This is a genomic window from Nonomuraea sp. NPDC049655 (assembly GCF_044465465.1).
Classification (GTDB): Bacteria; Actinomycetota; Actinomycetes; order Streptosporangiales; family Streptosporangiaceae; genus Nonomuraea.
This window is the reverse complement of the sequence record NZ_JBITLS010000009.1, coordinates 420,890-443,171: the sequence shown is the minus strand read 5'-3', so window position 1 is coordinate 443,171 and position 22,282 is coordinate 420,890. Positions and strand designations below refer to the sequence as shown.

General features: G+C 74.5%; 20 protein-coding genes and 1 pseudogene. 7 read left to right on the top strand and 14 right to left on the bottom strand.

What is annotated here, in order from left to right:
• Window positions 1–113: 113 nt before the first annotated feature.
• Window positions 114–662, top strand: a complete 549-nt coding sequence (locus ACIBQ6_RS29630; protein ID WP_358297339.1) for a copper chaperone PCu(A)C — start codon at window positions 114–116, stop codon at window positions 660–662.
• 77 nt (window positions 663–739) lie between these two features.
• A complete protein-coding gene (locus ACIBQ6_RS29625; protein WP_358297342.1) occupies window positions 740–1,153 on the top strand; it encodes a VOC family protein in 414 nt (137 codons plus the stop codon).
• An 11-nt stretch (window positions 1,154–1,164) separates the two neighbouring features.
• On the opposite strand, the gene ACIBQ6_RS29620 is transcribed toward ACIBQ6_RS29625, so the two are convergent.
• The 3 genes from ACIBQ6_RS29620 to ACIBQ6_RS29610 form a co-directional block, all read right to left on the bottom strand.
• Entirely contained in the window at window positions 1,165–1,995 is an 831-nt protein-coding gene (locus tag ACIBQ6_RS29620; RefSeq protein WP_397215883.1) for a sugar nucleotide-binding protein, read from the bottom strand.
• Complete coding sequence (locus ACIBQ6_RS29615) at window positions 1,992–4,379, bottom strand: excinuclease ABC subunit UvrA (protein WP_358297348.1); 2,388 nt, start codon at window positions 4,377–4,379, stop codon at window positions 1,992–1,994. Before ACIBQ6_RS29615 ends, ACIBQ6_RS29620 begins: the two co-directional genes overlap by 4 nt.
• A 78-nt stretch (window positions 4,380–4,457) precedes the next feature.
• Window positions 4,458–5,114: a TetR/AcrR family transcriptional regulator gene (locus tag ACIBQ6_RS29610; protein ID WP_397215881.1), complete on the bottom strand. Its 657-nt coding sequence runs from the start codon at window positions 5,112–5,114 to the stop codon at window positions 4,458–4,460.
• 47 nt (window positions 5,115–5,161) lie between these two features.
• Here ACIBQ6_RS29610 and ACIBQ6_RS29605 point away from each other — a divergent pair, with 47 nt between their 5' ends.
• The gene (locus ACIBQ6_RS29605) at window positions 5,162–6,652 is read left to right on the top strand and encodes an FAD-dependent oxidoreductase (protein ID WP_397215879.1); all 1,491 of its coding nucleotides are present in this window, start codon (window positions 5,162–5,164) and stop codon (window positions 6,650–6,652) included.
• A gap of 7 nt (window positions 6,653–6,659) precedes the next feature.
• Here the strand turns inward: ACIBQ6_RS29605 and ACIBQ6_RS29600 are convergent, their stop codons facing one another.
• Both ACIBQ6_RS29600 and ACIBQ6_RS29595 read right to left on the bottom strand, forming a co-directional pair.
• A complete protein-coding gene (locus ACIBQ6_RS29600) occupies window positions 6,660–7,403 on the bottom strand; it encodes an SDR family oxidoreductase (RefSeq protein WP_397215877.1) in 744 nt (247 codons plus the stop codon).
• Window positions 7,404–7,570: 167 nt separating this feature from the next.
• Window positions 7,571–8,155, bottom strand: a complete 585-nt coding sequence (locus ACIBQ6_RS29595) for a TetR/AcrR family transcriptional regulator (RefSeq protein WP_397215875.1) — start codon at window positions 8,153–8,155, stop codon at window positions 7,571–7,573.
• Between the two features lie 58 nt (window positions 8,156–8,213).
• Between ACIBQ6_RS29595 and ACIBQ6_RS29590 the strand changes: the two genes are divergently transcribed.
• On the top strand, window positions 8,214–8,492 hold the full coding sequence (locus ACIBQ6_RS29590; RefSeq protein ID WP_358297362.1) for an antibiotic biosynthesis monooxygenase: 279 nt from the start codon (window positions 8,214–8,216) through the stop codon (window positions 8,490–8,492).
• Between the two features lie 2 nt (window positions 8,493–8,494).
• Here the strand turns inward: ACIBQ6_RS29590 and ACIBQ6_RS29585 are convergent, their stop codons facing one another.
• The 5 genes and pseudogenes from ACIBQ6_RS29585 to ACIBQ6_RS29565 form a co-directional block, all read right to left on the bottom strand.
• Window positions 8,495–9,166, bottom strand: coding sequence for a response regulator transcription factor (locus ACIBQ6_RS29585; RefSeq protein WP_358297365.1), 672 nt, complete (start codon window positions 9,164–9,166; stop codon window positions 8,495–8,497).
• The gene (locus ACIBQ6_RS29580; protein WP_397215873.1) at window positions 9,163–10,470 is read right to left on the bottom strand and encodes a sensor histidine kinase; all 1,308 of its coding nucleotides are present in this window, start codon (window positions 10,468–10,470) and stop codon (window positions 9,163–9,165) included. Before ACIBQ6_RS29580 ends, ACIBQ6_RS29585 begins: the two co-directional genes overlap by 4 nt.
• Complete coding sequence (locus tag ACIBQ6_RS29575) at window positions 10,467–11,426, bottom strand: alpha/beta hydrolase (RefSeq protein WP_397215871.1); 960 nt, start codon at window positions 11,424–11,426, stop codon at window positions 10,467–10,469. The genes ACIBQ6_RS29580 and ACIBQ6_RS29575 overlap by 4 nt, the downstream gene beginning before the upstream one ends.
• 209 nt (window positions 11,427–11,635) lie before the next feature.
• A pseudogene (locus tag ACIBQ6_RS29570) lies at window positions 11,636–13,424 on the bottom strand (ABC-F family ATP-binding cassette domain-containing protein).
• Between the two features lie 260 nt (window positions 13,425–13,684).
• On the bottom strand, window positions 13,685–14,602 hold the full coding sequence (locus ACIBQ6_RS29565) for an NADP-dependent oxidoreductase (protein WP_387683049.1): 918 nt from the start codon (window positions 14,600–14,602) through the stop codon (window positions 13,685–13,687).
• Between the two features lie 172 nt (window positions 14,603–14,774).
• Between ACIBQ6_RS29565 and ACIBQ6_RS29560 the strand changes: the two genes are divergently transcribed.
• Window positions 14,775–15,545, top strand: a complete 771-nt coding sequence (locus ACIBQ6_RS29560) for a methyltransferase domain-containing protein (RefSeq protein ID WP_397215869.1) — start codon at window positions 14,775–14,777, stop codon at window positions 15,543–15,545.
• A gap of 38 nt (window positions 15,546–15,583) precedes the next feature.
• Here the strand turns inward: ACIBQ6_RS29560 and ACIBQ6_RS29555 are convergent, their stop codons facing one another.
• Window positions 15,584–16,732: an FAD-dependent oxidoreductase gene (locus ACIBQ6_RS29555; RefSeq protein WP_397215867.1), complete on the bottom strand. Its 1,149-nt coding sequence runs from the start codon at window positions 16,730–16,732 to the stop codon at window positions 15,584–15,586.
• A gap of 128 nt (window positions 16,733–16,860) precedes the next feature.
• Here ACIBQ6_RS29555 and ACIBQ6_RS29550 point away from each other — a divergent pair, with 128 nt between their 5' ends.
• Window positions 16,861–17,442, top strand: coding sequence for a helix-turn-helix domain-containing protein (locus tag ACIBQ6_RS29550; RefSeq protein WP_358297383.1), 582 nt, complete (start codon window positions 16,861–16,863; stop codon window positions 17,440–17,442).
• Window positions 17,443–17,464: 22 nt separating this feature from the next.
• On the opposite strand, the gene ACIBQ6_RS29545 is transcribed toward ACIBQ6_RS29550, so the two are convergent.
• A complete protein-coding gene (locus ACIBQ6_RS29545) occupies window positions 17,465–17,854 on the bottom strand; it encodes a PPOX class F420-dependent oxidoreductase (RefSeq protein WP_397215865.1) in 390 nt (129 codons plus the stop codon).
• A gap of 90 nt (window positions 17,855–17,944) precedes the next feature.
• On the opposite strand from ACIBQ6_RS29545, the gene ACIBQ6_RS29540 reads away from it, so the two are divergent.
• A complete protein-coding gene (locus ACIBQ6_RS29540; protein WP_397215863.1) occupies window positions 17,945–18,976 on the top strand; it encodes a M20 family metallopeptidase in 1,032 nt (343 codons plus the stop codon).
• 62 nt (window positions 18,977–19,038) lie between these two features.
• Here ACIBQ6_RS29540 and ACIBQ6_RS29535 read toward each other — a convergent pair whose 3' ends face one another.
• Both ACIBQ6_RS29535 and ACIBQ6_RS29530 read right to left on the bottom strand, forming a co-directional pair.
• The gene (locus ACIBQ6_RS29535; RefSeq protein WP_397215861.1) at window positions 19,039–20,874 is read right to left on the bottom strand and encodes a CocE/NonD family hydrolase; all 1,836 of its coding nucleotides are present in this window, start codon (window positions 20,872–20,874) and stop codon (window positions 19,039–19,041) included.
• 105 nt (window positions 20,875–20,979) lie between these two features.
• A complete protein-coding gene (locus tag ACIBQ6_RS29530) occupies window positions 20,980–22,266 on the bottom strand; it encodes a cytochrome P450 (RefSeq protein ID WP_397215859.1) in 1,287 nt (428 codons plus the stop codon).
• Window positions 22,267–22,282: the final 16 nt, after the last annotated feature.

The window sequence follows — 22,282 nt, the reverse complement described above, 5'->3', positions numbered from 1 at the left end:
CCCGGTCAAGGGGGTACATCGTGGTTGCGGTCAACCCCCCGCAGGCGGCGCTCGTGCGAGCGGGCCCGCGCTGTGGCCTCGTCACCGGCCTCACACCACACGAAGGCGCGAACATGAGGACTTCACCACGGGGCCCGCGAGCGCTGCTGCTGCCCTTCCTTTCGGCCCTGTGCGTGCTGGCGCTGCTGCCGGCCTGCAACCCGGGGCAGCGGGAGTCGCCCCTTCCGCAGGGCACGGCCCGTGAGGGGCTGGTCGACGGGCAGGTGGGGGCGATGCGGCTGTTGCACGTCCACATCCTGGCCCCGTCCGTGGAACAGCAGAAGGCGGGCGACGACCTCGGCCTCTACCTGACGCTGGTCAACGAGAGCGACCAGCCCCAGAAGCTCGACGGCGTCAGCACCGTGCACGCCAGGAAGGTCGTCTACCGGGCGGGGCCGGGGGCGGCGCAGGAGGAGGTCAACGTGACCGTCCCGGCCCGCTCGACCGTCTCGCTGCAGGAGGGGCAGAGCCGTCCGCACCTGGAGATCCTCGACATCGACCGCCCGCTCGGGGCCACGCCGATCGACGTCACCTTCCGCCTGACCACCGGCACGACCACCCTGCGCATCCCGGTGCTGCCGCTGGAGCGGGGCGCCGGCACCCCCGTCCCCGGCCACAGCTGAGGCCACCGGAAGCGCGGACGGACGGCGGTCAGGAATCGAGAAGCGTCGTCCGGACCGGCGGAACTAGCGTGACCGGCATGGACATCACCATCCACTCCAGCTACCTCCCCCACGACGACCCGGACGCCTCCCTCGCCTTCTACCGCGACGCCCTCGGCTTCGAGGTGCGCGGCGACGTCGGCTACGACGGGAAACGCTGGATCACGGTCGGCCCCGCGGGCCAGCCCGGCACGTCGATCGTGCTCCAGCCACCGGTCGCCGACGGCTGCGGCATCACCGAGGACGAGCGCCGCACCATCGTCGAGATGATGGCCAAGGGCACCTTCGCCGGCATCAACCTGTCGACCGACGACCTCGACGCCGTCTTCGACCGGCTGGCGGCGAACGGCGCGGAGATCGTCCAGGAGCCGGCCGAGCAGCCGTACGGGGTGCGCGACTGCGCCGTGCGGGACCCGGCGGGCAACCTGATCCGCATCAACCAGCGGCTCTGAGCCGGGCAAGGTCAGGGGCGGGCCGGGTCGAGGAACCGGCGCGCGCCGCGCAGCCTGGTGCGCAGCAGCCGCTGGGTGGCGGCGCAGTCGAGGCGCACGTCGAGCGGGCCGGGCACGCCCGAGTCCGCGCGCCGGCCCGCCGGGAGCCGGGCCGGGTCGAGGCCGTCGCGGCGGGCGACGAGCACGCCCAGCTCGTACCGGCTCACCGCGTCGGCCCCGGCGACGTGGCGGACGCCGGGCGGCCCTGCGGCGGCCAGCTCCAGCAGCGCCGCGGCGAGGTCGGCGACGTGCACCGGGCATCGCACGTCGTCGGTGAACAGCACGCCCTGCCTCGTGCCGGTGGCCAGGGCGTGCACCAGCGCCTCGTGCGACGAGCCGCCGTCGCCGATGATCAGCGAGGTCCTGGCGATCACCGCGTCCGGCGCGACCGCGGCCACGACGGTCTCGGCGGCCGCCTTGGCCGCGCCGTACGGGGTGATCGGGTCGGGGAGGCACGTCTCGTCGTAGCGGACCGCCGCGCCGGAGAAGACCGTGTCGCTGGAGACGTGCACCAGGCGGCCGCCCGCCGCGGCGGCGGCCAGGGCGACGTTCGCGGCCCCGGTGGCCGTGGTCGCCCAGTCGCGCTGCCGGAAGGCGGCGTTGACGACCGCCGCCGGCCGGACCGCGGCCATCAGCTCCTCGACGTCGGCGCGCCGGCGCACGTCGAGCGGCGCCCAGGTGACGCCGGCCGCCTCCCCCGGGCGGGTGTGACAGGTCGCGGTCACCTCGTGCCCGGCCGCCACGCCCTGCCGGACGAGTTCGGCGCCCAGGAAGCCGCTGCCGCCGACGACGAGCAGCCTCATGCGGACGTGCCGCCGACGTAGGCCGCCAGGTGCTGGCCGGTCAGGGTGGAGCGGGCGGCGACGAGGTCGGCGGGGGTGCCCTCGAAGACGACCCGGCCGCCGTCGTGACCGGCTCCGGGGCCGAGGTCGACGATCCAGTCGGCGTGCGCCATGACCGCCTGGTGGTGCTCGATGACGATCACCGACTTGCCGCCGTCGACCAGCCGGTCGAGCAGGCCGAGCAGCTGCTCGACGTCGGCGAGGTGCAGGCCGGTGGTGGGCTCGTCGAGCACGTAGACGTCGCCGCTCTTCTCGGCCATCTGGGTGGCCAGCTTGAGCCGCTGCCGCTCGCCGCCGGACAGCGTGGTGAGCGGCTGGCCGAGGCTGAGGTAGCCGAGCCCGACGTCGGCGAGCCGGCCGAGGATGGCGTGCGCGGCCGGGGTGCGCGCCTCGCCCGCGCCGAAGAACTCCTCGGCCTCGGTCACCGGCATCGCCAGCACCTCGCTGATGTTCCGGCCGCCCAGGCGGTACTCCAGCACCTCGGCCTGGAAGCGCCTGCCCTCGCACTCGTCGCAGACGGTGGCGACGCCGGCCATCACGCCCAGGTCGGTGTAGAGGACGCCGGCGCCGTTGCAATTGGGGCAGGCGCCCTCGGAGTTGGCGCTGAACAGGGCCGGCTTGACGCCGTTGGCCTTGGCGAACGCCTTGCGGATGGGGTCGAGCAGGCCGGTGTAGGTCGCCGGGTTGCTCCGCCGCGAGCCGCGGATCGGGCTCTGGTCGATCGACACCACGCCCGCGCCGGCCGGTATGGAACCGTGCACGAGCGAGCTCTTGCCGGAGCCGGCCACGCCGGTGACGACGACCAGCACCCCGAGCGGGATGTCGACGTCCACGTCGCGGAGATTGTGCTTGTTCGCCCCGCGGATCTCCAGCGCGCCGGTGGGCTTGCGCACGTCGTCCTTCAGCCGGGCCCGGTCGTCGAGGTGGCGGCCGGTGACGGTGCCGCTGGCCCGCAGCCCCTCGACGGTGCCCTCGAAGCAGACCGTGCCGCCCTCCGTGCCGGCGCCGGGGCCGAGATCCACGACGTGGTCGGCGATGGCGATGGCCTCCGGCTTGTGCTCGACGACGAGCACGGTGTTGCCCTTGTCGCGCAGCCTGACCAGCAGGCCGTTCATCCGCTGGATGTCGTGGGGGTGCAGGCCGATGGTGGGCTCGTCGAAGACGTAGGTGGTGTCGGTGAGGGAGGAGCCGAGGTGGCGGATCATCTTGACGCGCTGCGCCTCGCCGCCCGACAGCGTGCCGGCCGGCCGGTCGAGCGACAGGTAGCCCAGCCCGATCTCGACGAAGGAGTCGAGCGTACGGCCCAGCGTGGTCAGCAGCGGCGCCACGGACGGCTGGTCGAGGCCGCGGATCCACTCGGCCAGGTCGGTGATCTGCATCCGGCACGCGTCGGCGATGCTGACGCCGTCGATCTTCGAGGACCGGGCCTCCGGGCTGAGGCGGGTGCCGTCGCACTCGGGGCAGGTGGTGAAGGTGACCGCCCGCTCGACGAAGGCGCGGATGTGCGGCTGCATGCCCTCCTTGTCCTTCGACAGGAAGGTCTTCTGGATCTTCGGGATCAGGCCCTCGTAGGTGAGGTTGACGCCCTCGACCTTGACCTTGGTCGGCTCCCGGTGGAGGAAGTCCCGCATCTCCTGCTCGGTGAAGTCGCGGATCGGCTTGTGGGGGTCGAGCAGCCCCGACTCGGCGTAGACGCGCACGGTCCAGAAGCTGTCGGACTTCCAGCCGGGGATGGTGAAGGCGCCGCCGGCCAGCGACTTGGAGTCGTCGTAGAGCTGGGTGAGGTCGATGTCGGAGACCGTGCCGCGGCCCTCGCAGTTGGGGCACATGCCGCCCAGGCGGGTGAAGCTCTGCCGGACCGTCTTGCTGGAGCCGCGCTCGACGGTGATCGCGCCGCTGGCGCGGACCGAGGGCACGTTGAAGGAGTAGGCGTTGGGCGAGCCGATGTGCGGCCGGCCGAGCCGGCTGAACAGGATGCGCAGCATGGCGTTGGCGTCGGTGGCGGTGCCGACGGTGGAGCGGGGGTCGGCGCCCATCCGCTGCTGGTCGACGATGATCGCGGTGGTCAGCCCCTCCAGGACGTCGACCTCGGGCCGCGCCAGCGTCGGCATGAACCCCTGGACGAACGTGCTGTAGGTCTCGTTGATCAGCCGCTGCGACTCGGCGGCGATGGTGGCGAACACCAGCGAGCTCTTGCCCGAGCCGGACACGCCGGTGAACACCGTCAGCCGGCGCTTGGGGAGCTCGACGCTGATGTCCTTGAGGTTGTTCTCGCGCGCGCCGTGGACGCGGATCAGATCGTGGCTGTCGGCGATCTGCCGCTCGGGCGGCGTGTGCGTGCTCATCGTCTCTCCGTCTCTCGCGCGGGCCCCCGTAGGCGTCGCCGGGCCGAATCCGGCCGGCCACGAGGGTACGGCCTCACGTTAATGCCGGTCGCGGGGTGGATGCTTCTCCGATCCTGACCGGGTGGGCGCCAGCCCCCGCGCCAGCACGTCGAACGCCAGGTCGAGCGCCGCGACGTGGTCGGGAAGCACGTCGGCGGCCCGTTCCCCGGCCAGTTGGCGGGCCGCGGTGGCCAGGAAGGCCGAGCGGAAGGCGCCGACGAGCAGCGCCGCGGTCAACCTGCCGGGCAGCCCCTCACCGGACTCGTCGATCAGGGCCGCGAGCACGGCCTCCAGCTCGTCGGCGATCTCCCTGGCGCGCGCCCGCAGCGCCGCGGAGCCGGCCACCACCCGGAAGAAGTGCACGAACCGGTCGTCGACCCCGCCGAGCGGGTGGCCCTCGCGCGCGTGCCGGACGAGCATGTCCCGCAGCGCGGACAGCACCGGCTCGCCCGCCCCGCGGCCCCGGACGGTGCCGGTGACCAGGTCGACCAGCTCGGGGACGCGGTCGAAGAAGATGTCCTCCTTGCGGGGGAAGTAGTTGAACACCGTCACCTTGGAGACGTCCGCCGCCTCGGCGATCTCGCCGATGGTCACCTCGTCGAAGCCGCGTTCGTAGAACAACATCGAGCCGTGGTCGGAGATGCGCCTGCGGGTCTCGGCCTTCTTGCGTTCGCGGAGCGATGGAGTCTCTTTCACGAAAAAAGTGTATCGCACTTAAAATTTAGTCGGGTATAGTTTTCGCCATGGACTACGACGTGATCATTTCCGGTGGCGGCCCCGTCGGCCTGATGCTCGCCTGCGAGCTGCGGCTGCACGACGTGCGCGTGGCGGTGCTGGAGCGGCTGACCGACATCGACCAGACGGTCAAGGCCGGCTCGATCAACACGCCCACCGCCGAGGCCTTCTACCGGCGCGGGCTGCTCCCGGTGCTGGAGGAGGCCCAGGCCGAGACCATGAAGGCCGTCCAGGCGTTCATGGCCCAGCGGGGCGGTGCGGCGGCGGCCGGGCAGCCCAAGATGTCGGCCTTCGCCGGGCATTTCGCCGGGCTGTGGCTGCTGACCGACCGGGTGGACGAGAGCGACCCCGACTTCGCCGACCGCGGGCCGGCCGCCCGCCTGAGCGGCATCCGGCAGCAGGACATCGAGCGGGTGCTCGGCGAACGGGCCGCCGAGCTCGGCGCAGACGTGCTGCGCGGCGTGGAGCTGACCGGCTTCGAGCCCTCCGCCGACGGGGTCGTCGTGCGGGCGGGCGAGCGGGAGTTCCGCTGCGGCTGGCTGGTGGGCTGCGACGGCGGCCGCAGCACCGTGCGCCGCCTGGCCGGCTTCGACTTCCCCGGCACGCCCCCGCAGATCACCGGCCACCAGGCCGTCGTGACGATGGAGGGCGCCGAAGGGCTCGGCACCGGCTGGACGCACACCGACACCGGCACCTACGCCAACGGGCCGACCCCCGGCCGCATCCTGACCGTGGAGTTCGACGGGCCGCCGGAGGACCGCACCGCGCCGGTCACCGCCGAGGAGCTGCAGGCCAGCCTGCGGGCCGTCTCCGGCGTGGACGTCACCATCACCGGCGTCAAGACGGCCACCCGCTTCACCGACAACGCCCGCCAGGCCACCACCTACCGGCTCGGCCGGGTCCTGCTGGCCGGCGACGCGGCGCACGTCCACTCGCCCTTCGGCGGTCAGGGGCTCAACCTGGGCATCGGCGACGCCGTCAACCTCGGCTGGAAGCTGGCCGCCGTCGTCCGGGGCCGCTCGCCCGAGGCGCTGCTGGACACCTACACCGCCGAGCGCCACCCCATCGGCGCGTGGGTGCTCGACTGGACCCGCGCCCAGGTGGAGCTCATGCGGCCCGAGGCCCGTTCCCGGGCGCTGCGGGCCGTCGTGTCCGACCTGATCGACACCACCGCGGGCACCACGTACTTCGTCAAGCGGCTCTCCGGCGTCTGGCACCGCTACGAGTTGCCCGGCGGCCACCCGCTGGTCGGCCGGAGCGTCCCCGACCTGGAGCTGGCCGACGGCACCCGGGTCGGCGACCACCTGCACGAGGGACGCGGGCTGCTGCTGGACCTCGGGGCCGGTCTGGCGGCCGACCCGCGGCTGCCGGTGCTGGCGGCCAAGCCGGTGGACGTCCGCGACTTCGGCGGCCTGCTGGTCCGGCCGGACGGCGTCGTCGCCTGGGCCGGCGACGCGCCGGACGCCGCGCTGGAGGAGGCGCTGGCCGCCTGGTTCTGACGGCGCCCTACTCGCCGGCCGCCCAGTCCTGGTACGTGGTCCGGCCCAGCGCGGCGTCGTCGCCGGGCACCAGCGACCGCTCGGTCAGCTCGCTGCCGAAGTAGCGGGCGTGCTCGTCGGTGACCACCTCGCGCGGGTCGCCGAGGCCGGCCAGCGCGTCGCGGAAGAACTCGTCCATCCGGTACTGCTCGGGGCCGGCGACCTCGGTCCTGCCGTTCAGGGGCGTCCCGAGCGCGACCCGGGCGAGCGCCGCCGCGACGTCGTCCCCCGCGACGGGCCGGAACAGCACCGGCGCGATGCGCACCGCGCCGTCGGCGGCCGACTCGTCGGCGATGCCCCGCACGAACTCGAAGAACTGCGTCGCGTGCACCAGCGAGTACGGCAGGCCCGACTTCTCGATCAGCCGCTCCTGGGCGATCTTGGCGGCGAAGTAGCCGTTGTCGGGCATGCGCTCGGTGCCCACGACCGACAGCGCGACGTGGTGGCCGACGCCCGCCGCCGCCTCGGCGGCCAGCAGGTTGCGGGTGGAGGTCTCGAAGAACTCCAGCACCGCGCTCCGCTCGAACGACGGCGAGTTGGAGACGTCCACCACGACCCGCGCCCCTTCCAGGGCCTCGGCCAGCCCCTCCCCCGTGAGGGTGTCGACGCCGGTGCTCGGGGACGCGGCGACCGCCTCGTGCCCCTCTGCGGCCAGCCTGCGCACGAGCTTCGACCCGATCAGGCCGGTCCCGCCGACCACGACAACCTTCATGACGACCTCCCTCATCGCCCGGAGCACCTCGTGTGCCGTCCGGTCGCCGGCTGATGTCATGTCCAGCCGGCGGCCCGGCGGCACCCGTCGTGACGCCTCCATTACCCGGCGATGTCCTGTCATGTCCGTACGGCCGGGGCGGCGAGGAGGGCGGCCCGCGCCCGCGGTCAGTCGTGCGCGGGCGGCAGCACCCCGGCGACCAGGGCGCGCAGGGCGGCCAGGGCCGCGCCGGCGTCGACGCGCTCGGGGGCGACCAGCCACTGCTGGTGGATGCCGATGCCGGCGCCGATGAGCGCGACGGCCAGCGGCTCCACCGGCAGGCCCGGCGGCAGCGGCAGGCGTTCGAGCCAGCGCCTGCAGTGGTCGCGCAGCGTGTCGTGGATCTCGACGTAGCGGTCACGGATGGGCGAGCCGGGCTCCAGCGCCTCGACCAGCAGGGTGACGAACAGCTTGGTGGTCGGCAGGGCGAGCATCGCGCCGACGCCCTGGTCGAACGGCCCGAAGTCCGGCTCGCCCTCGGGGGCGTCGGTGAGGCCGTCGCGCACCCTGGCCACCGACCGTTCGAGCACGGCCAGCAGCAGGCCCTCCTTGCCGCCGAAGTGCCACGGGATGGACCCGCGGCTGATGCCCGACCGGGCGGCCACGTCGTGGAACGTGGTCTGCCGATAGCCCTTCTCGGCGAACAGCTCGGCCGCCGCGTTGAGGATGAGCTCGCGGCTCTCGTTGCTGGTCTGTTCCCGTCGCGTTGGCACGCCACCTCCTCTGTGCTATCAATCGTATTCTATGTTGACCAACACAGAGGAGAGTCCCGTGCACGTCGCCATGATCGCCACGCACTACCCGCACGCCGCGCACCGGGAGGAGTTCGTCGAGCGGGTGCGCAAGGTGGCCGAGGCGTTCCGGAGCACGCCCGGCTGCCTGTCGGCGGAGTGCTGGCTGTCGGCGGAGGCGGTGGTGTCCATCGTGCGCTGGGAGTCGGACGAGGCATTCGCCGCGTCGCTGGCCGCGCTCGGCGCCGCCGACGTCGACGTGGCCTTCGACGAGCGCGAGGCCCGGCCGCGCGAGATCGTCCGGCTGGCCGCCGCCTGAGGTCAGTAGCCCGAGGGACGGACCAGCCCCGTCTCGTACGCGAAGACCGCCGCCTGGGTGCGGTCGCGCAGCCCGAGCTTGACCAGGATCCGGCTCACGTGGGTCTTGACCGTCTGCTCGGCGATCACCAGGCGCTCGGCGATCTCGGCGTTCGACAGGCCCTGCGCGATCAGCGCCAGCACCTCGGTCTCGCGCTCGGTCAGGTCGCCCACGCGCTCCTTGAGCGGCGCCCGCGGCGCGCGGCTCACCCGGGCGAACTCGGCGATCAGGCGCTTGGTGACGTTCGGGGCCAGCAGCGCGTCGCCGGTCGCCACCACCCGGACCGCGTGGGCCAGCTCGGCCGCCGAGGCGTCCTTGAGCAGGAAGCCGGACGCCCCGGCGCGCAGCGCCTCGTAGACGTAGTCGTCGAGGTCGAACGTGGTCAGCACGAGCACCTTCGCCGACGCGTCCGGACGGGCGGCGATCCGCCGGGTGGCCTCGATGCCGCCGAGCTCGGGCATGCGCACGTCCATGAGGACGACGTCGGGGTCCAGCTCGGCGACCTTGGCGACGGCGTCGAGCCCGTTGACCGCCTGGCCCACGACCTCGATGCCGGGCTCGGCGTTGAGCAGCACGGTGAAGCCCTGGCGGACCATGACCTGGTCGTCGGCGATGAGCACGCGGATGCTCGTCATGAGGTGGCCTGGACGCCTTTCTGCGAGTCGACCGGCAGGAACACGCTGACCTCGTAGCCGCCGTCCGGCGTGGGCCCGGCGACGAGGTCGCCGCCCAGCATGGCGGCGCGCTCGCGCATGCCGAGCAGCCCGTGCCCGGCGCCCGGCGAGGGCCGCGCCGGCCTGGCGGGCGGCTCGTTGACGACCCGGATCGCCAGGGCGCCGGGCCGGTACGTCAGCCGGACCGCCACCGCCGCGCCGGGGGCGTGCCGCATGGCGTTGCTGAGCGCCTCCTGCACGATCCGGTACGCCGACAGCTCCACCCCCGGCGACAGCGGGCGCGCCCGCCCGGCGATCTCGGCGGTGAGCGTGACGCCCGCGCCGCGCACGTTGGCCAGCAGCTCCTCCAGCCGGTCGAGCGTGGGCTGCGGCGCGTCGGCCGGCTGGTCCTGCGCGCGCAGCACGCCCAGGACCCGGCGCAGCTCGGTCAGCGCCTCGACGGCGTTCTCCCGGATGCCGGCCAGGTTCTCCCTCAGCTCCTGCGGCGGGTCGTCCACCAGGTGCGGCGCCACCTGGGCCTGGATGGAGATCACCGACATGTGGTGGGCGACGACGTCGTGCAGCTCGCGGGCGATCCTGCTGCGCTCCTCCAGCAGCGTGCGGCGGGCCCGTTCCTCGGCCGTCAGCTCCTCCTGGGCCTCCAGCCGGGTACGGGTCGTCCTCAGCTGGCGCACCCCGGCCCCGACGGCGACCGCGACCGCGTCGGCCAGCAGAGCGGTGGCGCCCAGCCCGCCCCCGTTGGCCTCCGGCATGAGCACCACGATCGCCACCACGGTCAGCGTGGTGATCGCCAGCGCCTTGACGGCGACACCCGGGCGTACCCGCAGCGCCAGCAGGAACAGCACGCCGGCCTGCAGGGCGACGCCCGAGCCCGTCCACGGGAAGGCGGTCGGGTCGGCGTGCGGGAAGGGCCGCCGCTCGAACGTCTCGGGATGCACCGTCCAGGGGAGGCTCAGGTGCTCCGACACGTACACCATGCCCGACCGCGCCCCGGCGACCACGAGGACGATCGTCGCCCACCAGGCGGCCAGCGGGCGCCACATCGCCAGCACCATGGCCGCCGCCATGGCCATGGCCAGCAGCGGGACGGTCGGGTCGATGCCCTCCCCGCCCGGGTACAGGCCCATGGCCAGCGCGTACAGGGCGACGGCGACGTGCGGGAGCCGGGACAGGGCGCGCGGGCCGCCCATCCGCGGCAGGGGGTCGGGGGTCATGGTCCCCAGGTCCGCGCCCAGCCTGGCGAGGGCCTTGCGCAGCCTGCTCATCCGCCCTCGCCCACGTTCGTTCTGTCCTGGCTTGCACCCTTGGTCCAGCTTACGGGTGAGCCGGTCACGATCCGCGCGAGGTTCGCCAGCGCCGTCGATCCGGCCGCCAGGTAGTCGCTGTGGCCGCCGCCGCCCGCGTCGAACACCCGCGCCCCGAACCCGGGCGCCACCGGGTCCGCGCCCAGCCCCAGGGTGCCGGACGGCAGCTCGACGGACACGTGCGGCAGCCGGCCGACCCAGTCCCCGGTCGTGCGCGCGGCCCACACCGGCGTCCGGGTGCGCAGCGCCGCGGCGTCGGCCACGCCCGCCCCGGGGCTGCCGAACAGGACGAGGGCGGCCACGTCCAGCCCCGGCGCGGCCCGGCCGCACACCGCCGAGCCGTAGGAGTGGCACAGCAGCGAGACGCGCGCGCCGGGGCGGAGGGCGCGCAGCTCGTCCAGGAAGGCGCGCAGGGCGGGGGCGGCCCGGTCGGCGCGGTCGAGGGTCAGCGCCTGGAGGCTCACGCTGCTCGGGGTGGCGTACCCGAGCCAGGCGATCACGGCCGACCGGTCGCCCAGCGCGGCGCTCAGGCGCATCGAGCCGCCGCGCAGCAGGCCGTACTTGTCGAGGGTGATGCCCGCGCCCGGGACCAGCACGGCGATCCGGGCGGCGGTGGCCAGGTCGCCGAACACCTCGACGGCCCGGCCGGCGTCGCGGCCGTCGAAGGACAGGAACCGGCGGGCGGGATCGGCCATCTCGCGCAGCGCGGCGGCCCGGCGCCGGTGGCCGTGCCGGACGGCGTCGCGCCCGGCCGCCAGGATCGCCGCGCGCCCGGCGGCGTACCGCCCGGCGAGCCCGGACGGCGGCGCGACGCCGGGGACGGGCGCCGCCACCTCCCCCGACACGCACGCCGCCGGGCCCGCCACCGAGGCGGCGACGAGCGTGGCGAGCAGGAGGCGGCGGCCGCGGTTGCCCATGGGAACCCTTCCGACGGGGGGACGGTTCCCCCGACGCTACGGATCGCCCCGGCCGCGCGCCTCCCGCTGCGGAACTCACTTCCCACGTAGCTCCCAGGTACTACGGGACGTACGCCGGCCCTCCCCCATGCCCCATGGGACGTACGTGGGCCTTCCCCAGGTCCTGCGGGCCGTACGTCACCCATCTCCCAGGTCCTGCGCGACGTACGTCAGCGCTCTCCCAGGTCCTGCGGGCCGTGCGTCGCGCCCTCTCCGGGCAGGTGCAGACGGCGGCCCCGCCAGCGGGCGCGCAGCCAGCGGTCGTGGGATCGCGCCGGGACCGTCCGCGGCCAGGGCGGCCTCCAGCTCGTCGGCCAGGCCCGGCGACAGGTGGTTGGTGGGCTCGTCGAGCAGCAGCACGTCGGGAGGGTCGGCGATCAGCAGCGCCAGCGCGAGTCGGCGGCGCTGGCCGACGGACAGCTCCCCCACGCGCAGGTTCGCGTCGCGGGCGCGGATCAGGCCGAGCGAGCGCAGCGGCACGGCCTCGGCGCGCTCCGGCCCGAGGGCCTGCTCGTAGGTCTCCCGGACCGTGCGGCCGGGGTGCTCGAACGTCGTGTCCTGGGGCAGCAGGCCGACGGTCAGCCCCGGCCGCGACCGTACCTGCCCGGCCGGCTCCAGGTCGCCGGACAGGACCGCGAGGAGGGTGGACTTGCCCGCGCCGTTCGGGCCGGTGACCAGAAGGCGGTCCCCTTCCCGCAGGTCGAGCCGGTCGAGCGCGAGCCGCCCCGCCACCCGGACGTCCCGCGCCGACACCAACGACCCCCCACCCCGGCCCACCGCGCCACCACGGTCCACTGCCGGACCTTCAAGGGGAGGGACGGCCGCGTCGCCGCAGTCTCTGTCCGGACCTTCAAGAGGAGGGACGGCCGCGTCGTCACGGTCCCCCTTCGGGCCTTCGAGGAGAGGGAGGGGGGCGGTGAGGCGGGGGCGCAGGCGCAGTGGGGGCGGCGGGGCGGGGACCTGCTCGCGTTCCAGCTCGGCCAGCCGGCGCGCGGCCTCGCGCACCCGCCGGGAGATCTGCTGCTGCACCCGCCCGGCGCGGTGGCCGTAGCCCATCTTCTCGTTGTCGCGGCGCAACCCGTCCTGCGCCACCCGCCGCGCGGTCACCGCGACGGCGCGGCGCAGCTCGTCCAGTTCCTCCTGCTCGGCCGCGTGTCGCCGCTCCCAGCGTTCGCGCTCGGCGCGTTTCCCGGTCAGGTACGCGCTGTAGCCGCCGCCGTACCGGACGGGGCCGTCCACGGCGGGGTCGAGGTCGAGCAGGTCCGTGCAGACCGCGTCGAGGAAGGCCCGGTCGTGGCTGGCCACGACGACCACGCCGGTCATGCCGCGCAATTCCTCCTCCACGAAGACGGCGGCGTCGTCGTCGAGATGGTTGGTGGGCTCGTCGAGCAGGAGCGCGGCAGGCCGCCTGATCAGCAGCGCCGCCAGGGCGAGCCGGCCGCGCTGCCCGCCGGACAACGAGCCGATCGCCCGCGTCCCCGGCACGCCGCCCAGGCCCAGCCGGTCGAGGACGATCTCCGCCCGCCGGTCGGCGTCCCAGGACTCGTGCTGCTGCGCCAGGTCGAGCCGGGCCCCGTACGCTTCGAGCAGCACGGCGTCCTCCGGCGACCCGGCCAGCTCGCGGGTGAGCCGGTCGAGCTCGGCCAGGTCCGTGCGCGCCTCGCGCAGGGCGTCGTCGAGCACGTCGGCGAGCGTGTCGCCAGCCGCGAACGGCAGCTCCTGGTGCAGGAAGCCCAGGTCGGCGGGGCGGACGACGGTCCCGGAGTCGGGCTCGTCCGCGCCGGCCAGCAGGCGCAGCAACGTGGACTTGCCCGCGCCGTTCTCGCCGATGAGCCCGATCCGGCGGCCGGGGGCGACGGTGAGCGAGAGGCCGTCGAGCACGCGCCGCGTGCCCAGCGTCCGGACGAGATCGTGGGCCAGCAGGACGTCGCCGGCCGGCGGGCAGGGGTTGGAGAGCATGTGAACCTCGGAGGAGGACGCGGGCGCGCCGAAGCCGCCCGGTGAAGGGGACAGGGTTTCGGGGAACGACGAAACGGCCCACGTCGGCGGCGCTCACACGCGCACGCCGGGGCCGATCACCTCCGGTGTCACCCGGAGATGTCGTCGTCACCTGCCATGTCCGGTCTCCTGGCCGTAGATCACAAATGTTCCCACCGTAGCCTATCCTCGTACCGCGCGCCCTGTTCCGCATCGGGCGCAACGCCGTCCGTAGGCTGCCGTTACGGCGTGAGCACGATCTTGCCGTGGGTGTGCCGACGTTCCAGCTCGCCGAAGGCGTCCCGGACCCGCTCCAGCGGGTACACGCGGGCGATCGGCACCTCCAGCTCGCCCCGCGCGGCGAGCCGGGCCAGCTCCCCGACCACGACCGCGCAGGCGGCCGCGCCTTCCCCGTACGTCCGCGCGCCGACCCTGGCCGCGCCCGCCCAGTCGCAGATCGTGTCGATCCGGTCGGGCCGCACGCCCAGCTCGACCGCCAGATCGACGTAGCCGTCCCCGTAGGTGTCGATGAACGCGTCCACCTTCCCGCCGGTGGCCGACCGGATCCGCTCGGCCACGCCCTCCCCGTACGCGACCGGCACCACGCCGTGCCCCCGCAGCCAGGCGTGGTTGGCCTCGCTCGCCAGCCCGACCACCGTCGCCCCCCGCCGCCGCGCGAGCTGCACGGCGATGGACCCGACGCCGCCCGCCGCCCCGGACACCACCACCGTCTCCCCCGGCCCGGGATCGACCGCGAACACCGTGGCGTACGCCGTCGTGCCGGCCACGTACAACGACCCGGCCACCTCCCAGGGCAGCCCCGCGGGCCGCAGGGTCAGCGCCACGTCGTCGGCCACGACGAACTCCGCGTGGCTCGCCCTGCGATGGGTGAAGCCGAGCACCTCGTCGCCCACCGCGAACCCGCGCACCTCCGGACCGGCCGCCACCACCACGCCGGCCAGATCGCTGCCCTGCCCGGACGGGAACGTCGCCGGCCAGCGCCCGTGCCGCGCCCCCTGGCGGATCATCGTCTCGCCGGGCTGGATCCCGGCCGCCCGCACCTCGACCAGCACCTGACCGGGCCCCGGCGCCGGACGCTCGACCTCCTCCACCCGCAGGACGTCGATCCCGCCGTACTCGTGGAACCGCACAGCCTTCATCGCGTGATCACCCTCCTCGTCCGGACCGGCCCTTCGCGCGGCCGCAGCCCACCCTGCCGCTCCCGCGCCGGCGGCGGAACGGACCGCTCTTCCCAGGACCGCTCTTCCCGGGACCGCCGATCCCAGGAAGCGGCTTGACTTCAAGCGCACTTGAAGCCGCAGGATCCCGCACATGACCAAGAACCAGACGACAGGCCGTACCGGCGAGGAGACCGACGCGCTCATCGCCCTGCTCGACCTCGCGGACCACCTGCCCGGGGCGGCCGAGCTGCGGGCGCGTTCCTACGAGTTGCTCGGCCTCGCGCCGCGGGCGGCGGTGGCCGACGTCGGCTGCGGCTCCGGCCGCGTGGCGGCGGAGCTGGCCGGGCTGGGCGCGCGGGCGATCGGCGTCGACCCCGACGAGCGGATGATCGGCGTGGCGGCCGGGCGGTGGCCCGCCGCCGAGTTCCGGGTGGCGGAGGCGTACGCGCTGCCGTTCGCCGACGGCGAGTTGCACGGCTATCGCGCCGAGAAGGTGTACCACGTCCTGGACGACCCGGCCCGCGCCGTGGCCGAGGCGCGGCGGGTGCTCGCGCCCGGCGGGCGGATCGTGCTGCTCGGGCAGGACTGGGACACCATCGTCATCGACTCCGGCGACGCCGCGCTCACCCGCCGGATCGTGCACGCCCGCGCCGACCTCGTCAGGTCGCCCCGCGTCGTCCGCCGCACCCGCAACCTGCTGCTGGACGCCGGCTTCACCGACGTCACCGTCGAGGTGCACACCAGCGTCGTCACCGACGCGACGATGGTGCCCGTGCTGGCCGACCTGGCGGGGAAGGCGCGTTCGGCCGGGGCGGTCGGCGCGGCGGAGGCCGAGGGCTGGCTCGCCGAGCAGCGGGAACGGGCGCGGGCCGGGCGGCTGTTCCTCGCCCTGCCGCTGTTCGTGACCGCGGCCACGCGTTAGGCCCCAAGGGGCAGAGCCGGATCGGGGCCGGGGCCGGGTCAGCGGCGGGGCGGGGCGAAGGCGGCGAGCTCGCCGCTCTCGTGCCGTTCGAGCAGGGCCTCGGCGCCGTGCTCAAGGGCGCGGGCCGCGTCCGCCGCGCGCGGGAGCATCGTGCTCTCGTACGCGGCCACGGCCTCGGCCACCGTGGCGGAGCCGGCCAGCGCGAGGGCGAGCTCGCAGGCGTCGAGCATGGCCAGGTTGGCGCCCACGCCGAGCGGCGGCATGAGGTGGGCGGCGTCGCCGAGCAGGGTCACGCTGGACGACCGCGCCCACACGTGCGGCACGGGCAGCGCGAACAGCGGGCGATCGACGTACGGCCCGTCGTTGCGGGTGATCATCCCGAGCAGCTCCGGCGACCAGCCGGAGAACGCGTCGAGCAGCCGGGCGCGGATCCCGGCGGTGTCGCCGGCGCTCAGGCCGCTCGCGGCGATCCACCCGGCGGGCAGGCGCTGGATGACGTAGACGCGGATGTGGTCGCCGCCGTTGCGCTGGGCGAACAGGGCGCGGTCGCCGTCGGCCGCGGTGGCGCCGCCCTGTCCGACGAGCGCGGCGAGGGCAGGGTGGGCGTTCTCGACGTCGTGGAACCACGCCTCCAGGAAGGTGACCCCGGTGTAGCGCGGCGCCGCGGCCGAGACCGCCGGGCGCACCCGGGAGAACGCGCCGTCGGCCCCGATGACCAGGTCCGCCTCGACGGACGTGCCGTCGCGGAAGTGCACCCGGCGCGGGCCGCCGGGCGGGCCGGTGACCTGCTCGACGGCGGCGCCCCACCGCACGGTCCCGGGCTCCAGCGAGCCGAGCAGCAGGTCGCGCAGCACACCGCGGTCGATCTCCGGTTTGAAGAGCTCGCCCGCGGCCGGGACGTGGTGGTCGAGCAGCCGTCCGGACGGGTCGAGCAGCCGCATCTCCTGCCCTTCCGGGCGGGCCAGCCGGAAGAAGTCGTCGAGCAGGCCGGCCTCGCGCAGGGCGACCTGGCCGTCGTCGGCGTGCAGGTCGAGGGTGCCGCCCTGGTCGCGGGCCCGCGGGTGGGCGTCGCGGTCGTGGACGGTCACGGGGATGCCGTGCCGTTGCAGGACGCGGGCGCAGGTGAGCCCGCCGGGGCCCGCTCCGACGACGTGGATCCGCGCGGTGGCGGGTGCGGGTGAGCGCATGACTGGACCTCTCGTTCGTGATCAGGGCTGGGTACGGCGAGCGCCGCCGCTCCAGAGAAGCAGAACGAGCACAAAAGTGCAACCAGTCAACTAATTCACTCGTGCCACCTTTTGGTAGGGTGGGCGGCATGGACACGCCACCCGTCGCCGGCCGCCGCGAACGCAAGAAGGCCGCCACCCGCCGAGCCATCGCCGACGCCGCCCTGCGCCTGTTCCTGGAGCACGGCTACGACCGGGTGAGCGTCAGGGACGTCGCCGAGGCGGCCGACGTGTCCACCACCACGCTGTTCAAGCACTTCCCCGGCAAGGAGGCGCTGGTCTTCGACGAGGAGGCCGACCGGGAGGCGGAGCTGGTCGCGGCGGTGCGCGGGCGTCCGGAGGGGCAGAGCGTCGTCGAGGCGCTGCGCGGGCACGTGCTGGCGTCCTGGCCGCAGGTCGCGGCCCATCCGCTGCGGGCGGGGTTCACCGAGCTGGTGGAGTCCACGCCGGCGCTGCTGGAGTACTACGAACGGATGTGGACCAGGCACGCCGCCGCCCTCGGCACGGCCATCGCCGAGGACGCGGGCGTGGCCCCGGACGACGTCGCCTGCCACGCGCTCGCCCGGTTCGTCCTGCAGACGCCGGCGCTCACGCGGGGGCGGCAGGACCTTCGCGGGGCCGTCGAGCAGGTCTTCGACCTCCTCGCGCACGGCTGGCGCCCGCCGCGCTAGCGACCGGCGCCGGCCCGCGCCCTCAGACGGTCCGGGACGACCGCCCGCCGTCGATCCCCCACGACACGATCCTGACGGGCGTGATCACGATGACCTCCCGCGAGAAGTACGGCACCGGCGGCTCGTGGTCGGCCAGGGCCACCGCCGTGCCCCGGATCTCGATGCCGCGCACCACCCACGGGTCGGCCGAGGCCAGGTCGTCCACGACGAGGGCGACGGTGCTGCCCCGCTGGACGTTCCGGAACTTCTTGGAGGCGCCCATCGCGTGCCCGCCGATGGTGATCGTGCCCGTGGCGGCGTCCACGAAGAAGCCGACGGGGTTGTTCTGCACGTCTCCGGAGGGGGAGACGGTGGCCAGCCGGCCGAGGTGCTGTCCGGCCAGGTAGTCGAGCTCTGCCTGCGTGAAAATCATGCGGGGAAGTATGCAACCTTGACACCGGCGTCACCCCAAACGCACCCATTCCATCAGTTCGAGTCCGGGACGATGTGCCAGCATTCGGCCATGAGCGACGACGACCTGATCGAGTTACGGCGCGAGATCCACCGCCATCCCGAACCGGCCGGCCAGGAGCGGCGCACCGCGGCCCTGGTGGCGGCGGCGCTGCGGGAGGCGGGCCTGCAGGTCCGGACCGGCGTCGGCGGCCACGGCGTGGTCGCGGTCCTGGACGCCGGCGACGGCCCCGCGATCGGCTACCGGGCCGACCTGGACGCGGTCGCCGTGCCCGGCGGCGCCGACCACCTGTGCGGGCACGACGTGCACACCGCGATCGGCGTGGGCGTCGCGCGGGCCCTGGCCCGCGAGCGGCCCCCGGGCAGGACGGTCTTCTTCTTCCAGCCCGCCGAGGAGACCTGCGAGGGCGCCCGCGCCATGATCGGCGACGGGGCCATGGACCCGGTCCCGCCGCGCGAGGTGTACGCCCTGCACTGCGCGCCCCTGCCCACCGGGACGTTCGCGGTGGCCCCGGGCTTCGGGCACCCCGGCCAGGACGTCTTCCGCATCGAGGGCCTGTCGCCGGCGGAAGCCCGGAGGTTCGAGGCGCTGGTCGCGGGCCTGTCGACGGTGACGCCGCCGGCCACCCCGGAGGAGATGGCACAGCTGGAGGCCGACCTGCAGACCCCGGACGGCCCCCTGGCGACCTTCGTGTACGCCCAGGTCCACCGCGAGCACGACGCCGTGCAGGGATGGGTCCGGGCCTGGCCGGACAGCCGGTACGACGACATCCGCGCGTTGCTGCGCGCCGAGGCCGGGTCCCGCCTGCGGTTCGTCGACCATCACCCGTCGTCGGTCAACTCTCCGGAGCACGCCAGGGCCGGCGCGCGTCACCTGGACGCCCTGCTGCTGCACGCGTCCTATCCGTTCAACGGGGAGGATTTCGGGCTGTTCCTGGAGCGGGCGCCGGGGGCGATGTTCTTCTTCGGCGTGGGCGAGCAGGGCGTGCCGCACGACCCGGACTTCGTGCCGGACGAGCGGGCGATCGCCCTCGGCGTCGAGGCGATGGCCGGGTTCCTGCGCGCCCGCGGCGAGGCGCTCTGACGTTCCCCGGCCCGTCCCCCGGCCCGGCGGATCGGGCGTGGGACGGGCCGGGGACGGGCGGGTCAGCGGCGGGACAGCCGCAGCGGGAAGGTGCCGGGCCCGACGCCGCCGAGCGTGGTGGTGTAGGCCGCGAGGTACCGGTCCAGGTACGGCGAGCGGTCACCCTGGGTGGGCACGTCGTGCCGCGTGGCCAGCAGGTCCAGGCTCAGCCGCGCGCCGGAGACCTTGATCGTGTTGCCCGAGGGCACGTCCAGCCAGCCGTTGGACTCGATGGTGCCGATCTGCACGCCCAGCCGGTGGCCCGGCTCGAAGGTCCAGTCGGCCGACTTCAAATCGAACGCGACCGGGCCGCGGCGCTCCAGCAGCGCCACGTTCTCGTCGAACATCGTCGCCCTGCCGTCGGGGGCGACGTCCCACAGGCGGACCATGACGTTGCCGTTCGCGCTCGCGTCGAGCCTGATCCGCGGCGTGCCGGTGAGCCTGAGCCGCTCGGCGGCGGGCGTGGACCAGGTCCAGAAGCTGCCCGAGGCGGCCGCGCTCTGCCTGGCCGAGCTCTTCTCGGCGGTGGAGAGCGGTTCGAGCGGCGGCGCGTGCTCCATGTCCCAGCGGCCGGAGGGGGCGGTGGTCGCCGTCGCCGCGGCGCCGCCGCCGTCGTCCAGGTACGCGCCGGCCGACAGCCGGGCCTCGTACGACGTCGTGACCACCGGCCAGGTCGGCTGGGCGCGCCACCCGCCGAGACTGTCCTCGATCGCGTACGCCGGGTCGACCGCCGAGGGGCGCACGCCGCGCAGGTACTGGTCGTAGAACCGCATCACCTCGTCGAACCAGCCGGCTCGTCCCTGCAGCAGCCGGCCCTGGGCGTCGGTGTCGTTGCCGCGCACGTGCTCCCACTGGCCGAGCCAGCCGCGTTCGCGCCCGCGGTGGTTGTCCAGGTAGACCTCCATGTCCTCGGGCTTGGTGTTGGGCTCGATGAAGCCCTGGGTGACCAGCAGCGGCGTGCTGGTGCCGGCCGCCCGGTCGGCCAGATTGCGCGCCCGCCAGTACGCCGAGCGCAGGTCGGGATTGTTGTTGTTGGTGATGTTGTCGGACAGGCAGGCGGGGTGGGCGGTCTCGTACTGGGCGTTCGCCTTGTACCGGTCGCTGTCGCCGGCCATCGGCGCCATCGTCGCGATCGAGTTGTACGCCTCCGGCGTGCCCGTGACGTTGGGCCGCGGGACCTTGTTGCTGAACAGGTAGTTGTACATGTTCCAGACCGGCTCCTGGGCGACGACCGCCTTCAGGCTCGGCAGCCTGAGGTTGTTGCCGACCAGGCCGGTGACCGCGTCGTACGACTTGCCGTACATGCCGACCTTGCCGGTCGACCAGGGCTGGGCCGCCGACCACTCGACGGCGGCCCGCACGTCGGCCTGCTCGCCCGGCCCGACCCAGTCGAGGCAGCCGGTGCTGCCGCCGAAGCCGCGCAGGTCGACCATCACGAAGGTGTAGCCGCGGGCCATCAGCCCGGCGCCGTCCACGAAGTCGCGGAACCGCGCCGACGGCCCGACCTGGTCCCATCCCTCCGGGCCGGTCTGCCCGGCGTGGGCGAAGTAGGGGCCGACCGAGACGATCACCGGCGTCCGCGCGCCGGCCGGCAGGTGTGCCGGGCGCAGCACGTCGGCGTGCAGCTCGACGCCGCTGCCGTCGGCGGAGGGGAAGTACGCCTCCGACCACGCGGCGCCCGCGGGGACGCGGGGGTTCTCCTCGTGCGTCACCCCCGGGGCCGTGGTCCGGGCCGTGTTCCCAGCCGTGCTCCAAGCCGTGGTCCGGGCCGAGGCGGGCGGGCCGCCCGCGGCGAGGGTGGTGATCGTGACCAGGACGCCGGCCGCCACAGTGGCCGTCGCCTTCCCGCGGATGTTCATCGACTCTCCCCGTGCATAGGTGTGCCGGCGGCGTCCGAACGAGCGTGCATCACTCATATGCCAGCGGGCCCGCCCAGGCAAGCCCCGCCACACCCGTCCGGGAGGTCAGCGGGGGCAGCGGCGGGTCAGGCGCATGCGGATGTCGTGCTCGGCCCAGAGCACGAAACGTTCGACGGGCGTCACCGGATGGTCCTCGACCGGCTCGAAGGCGAACCTGCTGAGCAGCACGGCGAGCACCAGCTCGGCCTCGACCATGGCCAGGCTCGCGCCCTCGCAGCCGCGCGGCCCGAGGCCGAAGGGGAGGTAGGCGTAGCGGTGGCGGGCGGCCTGCTCCTCGGGGGTGAAGCGGTCGGGCCGGAAGGCGTGCGGGTCCGGCCAGTGGCGGGGGTCGAGGTGCACGGCCCAGAAGGGGTAGAAGATCGTGGTGCCGGCCGGGACGTGGTGGCCGTCCAGGGTGAGGTCCTCGGTGGTCTCGCGGGCGCCGTACGGGCCGGGCGGGTAGAGCCGCATCGACTCCTTGAGCGCCATCTCCAGGTACGGCAGGCGCCGCAGGTCGGCGTACTCGGGGGCGGCGCGGTCGCCCAGCACGTCGTCCAGCTCGGCGGCCACCCGCGCGGCCGGGCCGGGGTTGCGCGCGAGCAGGTGCAGGGTCCAGGAGACGGCCACGCCGGTGGTGTGGTGGGCGGCGAGCATGATCATGAGTACGGTGTCCCTGATCCGCGCGGGCGACATGTCGGCCCGCGCCAGGGCGGCGACCAGCTCGCTGCCGCCGCGGGCCAGCACCCCGTCCACGACCTCGCGCAGGTACGCCAGCGCCCGGTCGCCGCGCGCGAGGTCGTCGTCGCGCTCGTACCGGCGGCCCAGGTGGACGGTCAGCACGGTCTCGAACGCGCTCACCACCCGCGCCGGGTCGGCGAGGCCGCCGCCCAGGGCGTACTGGGCGATCATGCGCAGGGACAGCTCGCTCAGGTCCTGCTGGAGCGCCACCGGGCCGTCGGCGGCGCGGCGCTCCCAGCGGTCGGCCAGCTCGGTGGCCAGGGTGACGAAGCCGGCGAAGTGCGCCTCGTGCGAGCGGCGGCCGGCGAGCACCGAGAGCAGGACCCGGCGGAAGGGGCCGTGCTCGTCGGCGGGGAGCGTCTGCAGGTTGCCGGCCTCGCACAGGGGGGCCAGGAACGCGAAGAGCTCGTCGGGGCGTGCGTCGATCGCGGCCGTGGCCTCCAGCAGCACGGGGTCGGCCACCGAGATCGCGGCCGGCGCGCCGGGGAGCTGGAGGCGCACCAGCGGGCCGTACCGCTCGTGCAGCCGCAGTTGGTAGGTGTGCAGGCCGCCGGCGGCCGCGACGGCGCTCAGCCCGCCGTCCGCCGCGGGAGGAGGGCCGGGGATGTCACGCATCCGGCCACCGTCTCGC

Coding starts and splice junctions, on each gene's coding strand:
- ACIBQ6_RS29580 (WP_397215873.1), bottom strand. CDS start 10,470: ATGAGCAGGCTGCGCAAGGCCCTCGCCAGGCTGGGCGCGGACCTGGGG.
- ACIBQ6_RS29550 (WP_358297383.1), top strand. CDS start 16,861: ATGGACACGCCACCCGTCGCCGGCCGCCGCGAACGCAAGAAGGCCGCC.
- ACIBQ6_RS29625 (WP_358297342.1), top strand. CDS start 740: ATGGACATCACCATCCACTCCAGCTACCTCCCCCACGACGACCCGGAC.
- ACIBQ6_RS29540 (WP_397215863.1), top strand. CDS start 17,945: ATGAGCGACGACGACCTGATCGAGTTACGGCGCGAGATCCACCGCCAT.
- ACIBQ6_RS29560 (WP_397215869.1), top strand. CDS start 14,775: ATGACCAAGAACCAGACGACAGGCCGTACCGGCGAGGAGACCGACGCG.
- ACIBQ6_RS29585 (WP_358297365.1), bottom strand. CDS start 9,166: ATGACGAGCATCCGCGTGCTCATCGCCGACGACCAGGTCATGGTCCGC.
- ACIBQ6_RS29555 (WP_397215867.1), bottom strand. CDS start 16,732: ATGCGCTCACCCGCACCCGCCACCGCGCGGATCCACGTCGTCGGAGCG.
- ACIBQ6_RS29630 (WP_358297339.1), top strand. CDS start 114: ATGAGGACTTCACCACGGGGCCCGCGAGCGCTGCTGCTGCCCTTCCTT.
- ACIBQ6_RS29545 (WP_397215865.1), bottom strand. CDS start 17,854: ATGATTTTCACGCAGGCAGAGCTCGACTACCTGGCCGGACAGCACCTC.
- ACIBQ6_RS29530 (WP_397215859.1), bottom strand. CDS start 22,266: ATGCGTGACATCCCCGGCCCTCCTCCCGCGGCGGACGGCGGGCTGAGC.
- ACIBQ6_RS29620 (WP_397215883.1), bottom strand. CDS start 1,995: ATGAGGCTGCTCGTCGTCGGCGGCAGCGGCTTCCTGGGCGCCGAACTC.
- ACIBQ6_RS29600 (WP_397215877.1), bottom strand. CDS start 7,403: ATGAAGGTTGTCGTGGTCGGCGGGACCGGCCTGATCGGGTCGAAGCTC.
- ACIBQ6_RS29565 (WP_387683049.1), bottom strand. CDS start 14,602: ATGAAGGCTGTGCGGTTCCACGAGTACGGCGGGATCGACGTCCTGCGG.
- ACIBQ6_RS29575 (WP_397215871.1), bottom strand. CDS start 11,426: ATGGGCAACCGCGGCCGCCGCCTCCTGCTCGCCACGCTCGTCGCCGCC.
- ACIBQ6_RS29615 (WP_358297348.1), bottom strand. CDS start 4,379: ATGAGCACGCACACGCCGCCCGAGCGGCAGATCGCCGACAGCCACGAT.
- ACIBQ6_RS29535 (WP_397215861.1), bottom strand. CDS start 20,874: ATGAACATCCGCGGGAAGGCGACGGCCACTGTGGCGGCCGGCGTCCTG.
- ACIBQ6_RS29605 (WP_397215879.1), top strand. CDS start 5,162: ATGGACTACGACGTGATCATTTCCGGTGGCGGCCCCGTCGGCCTGATG.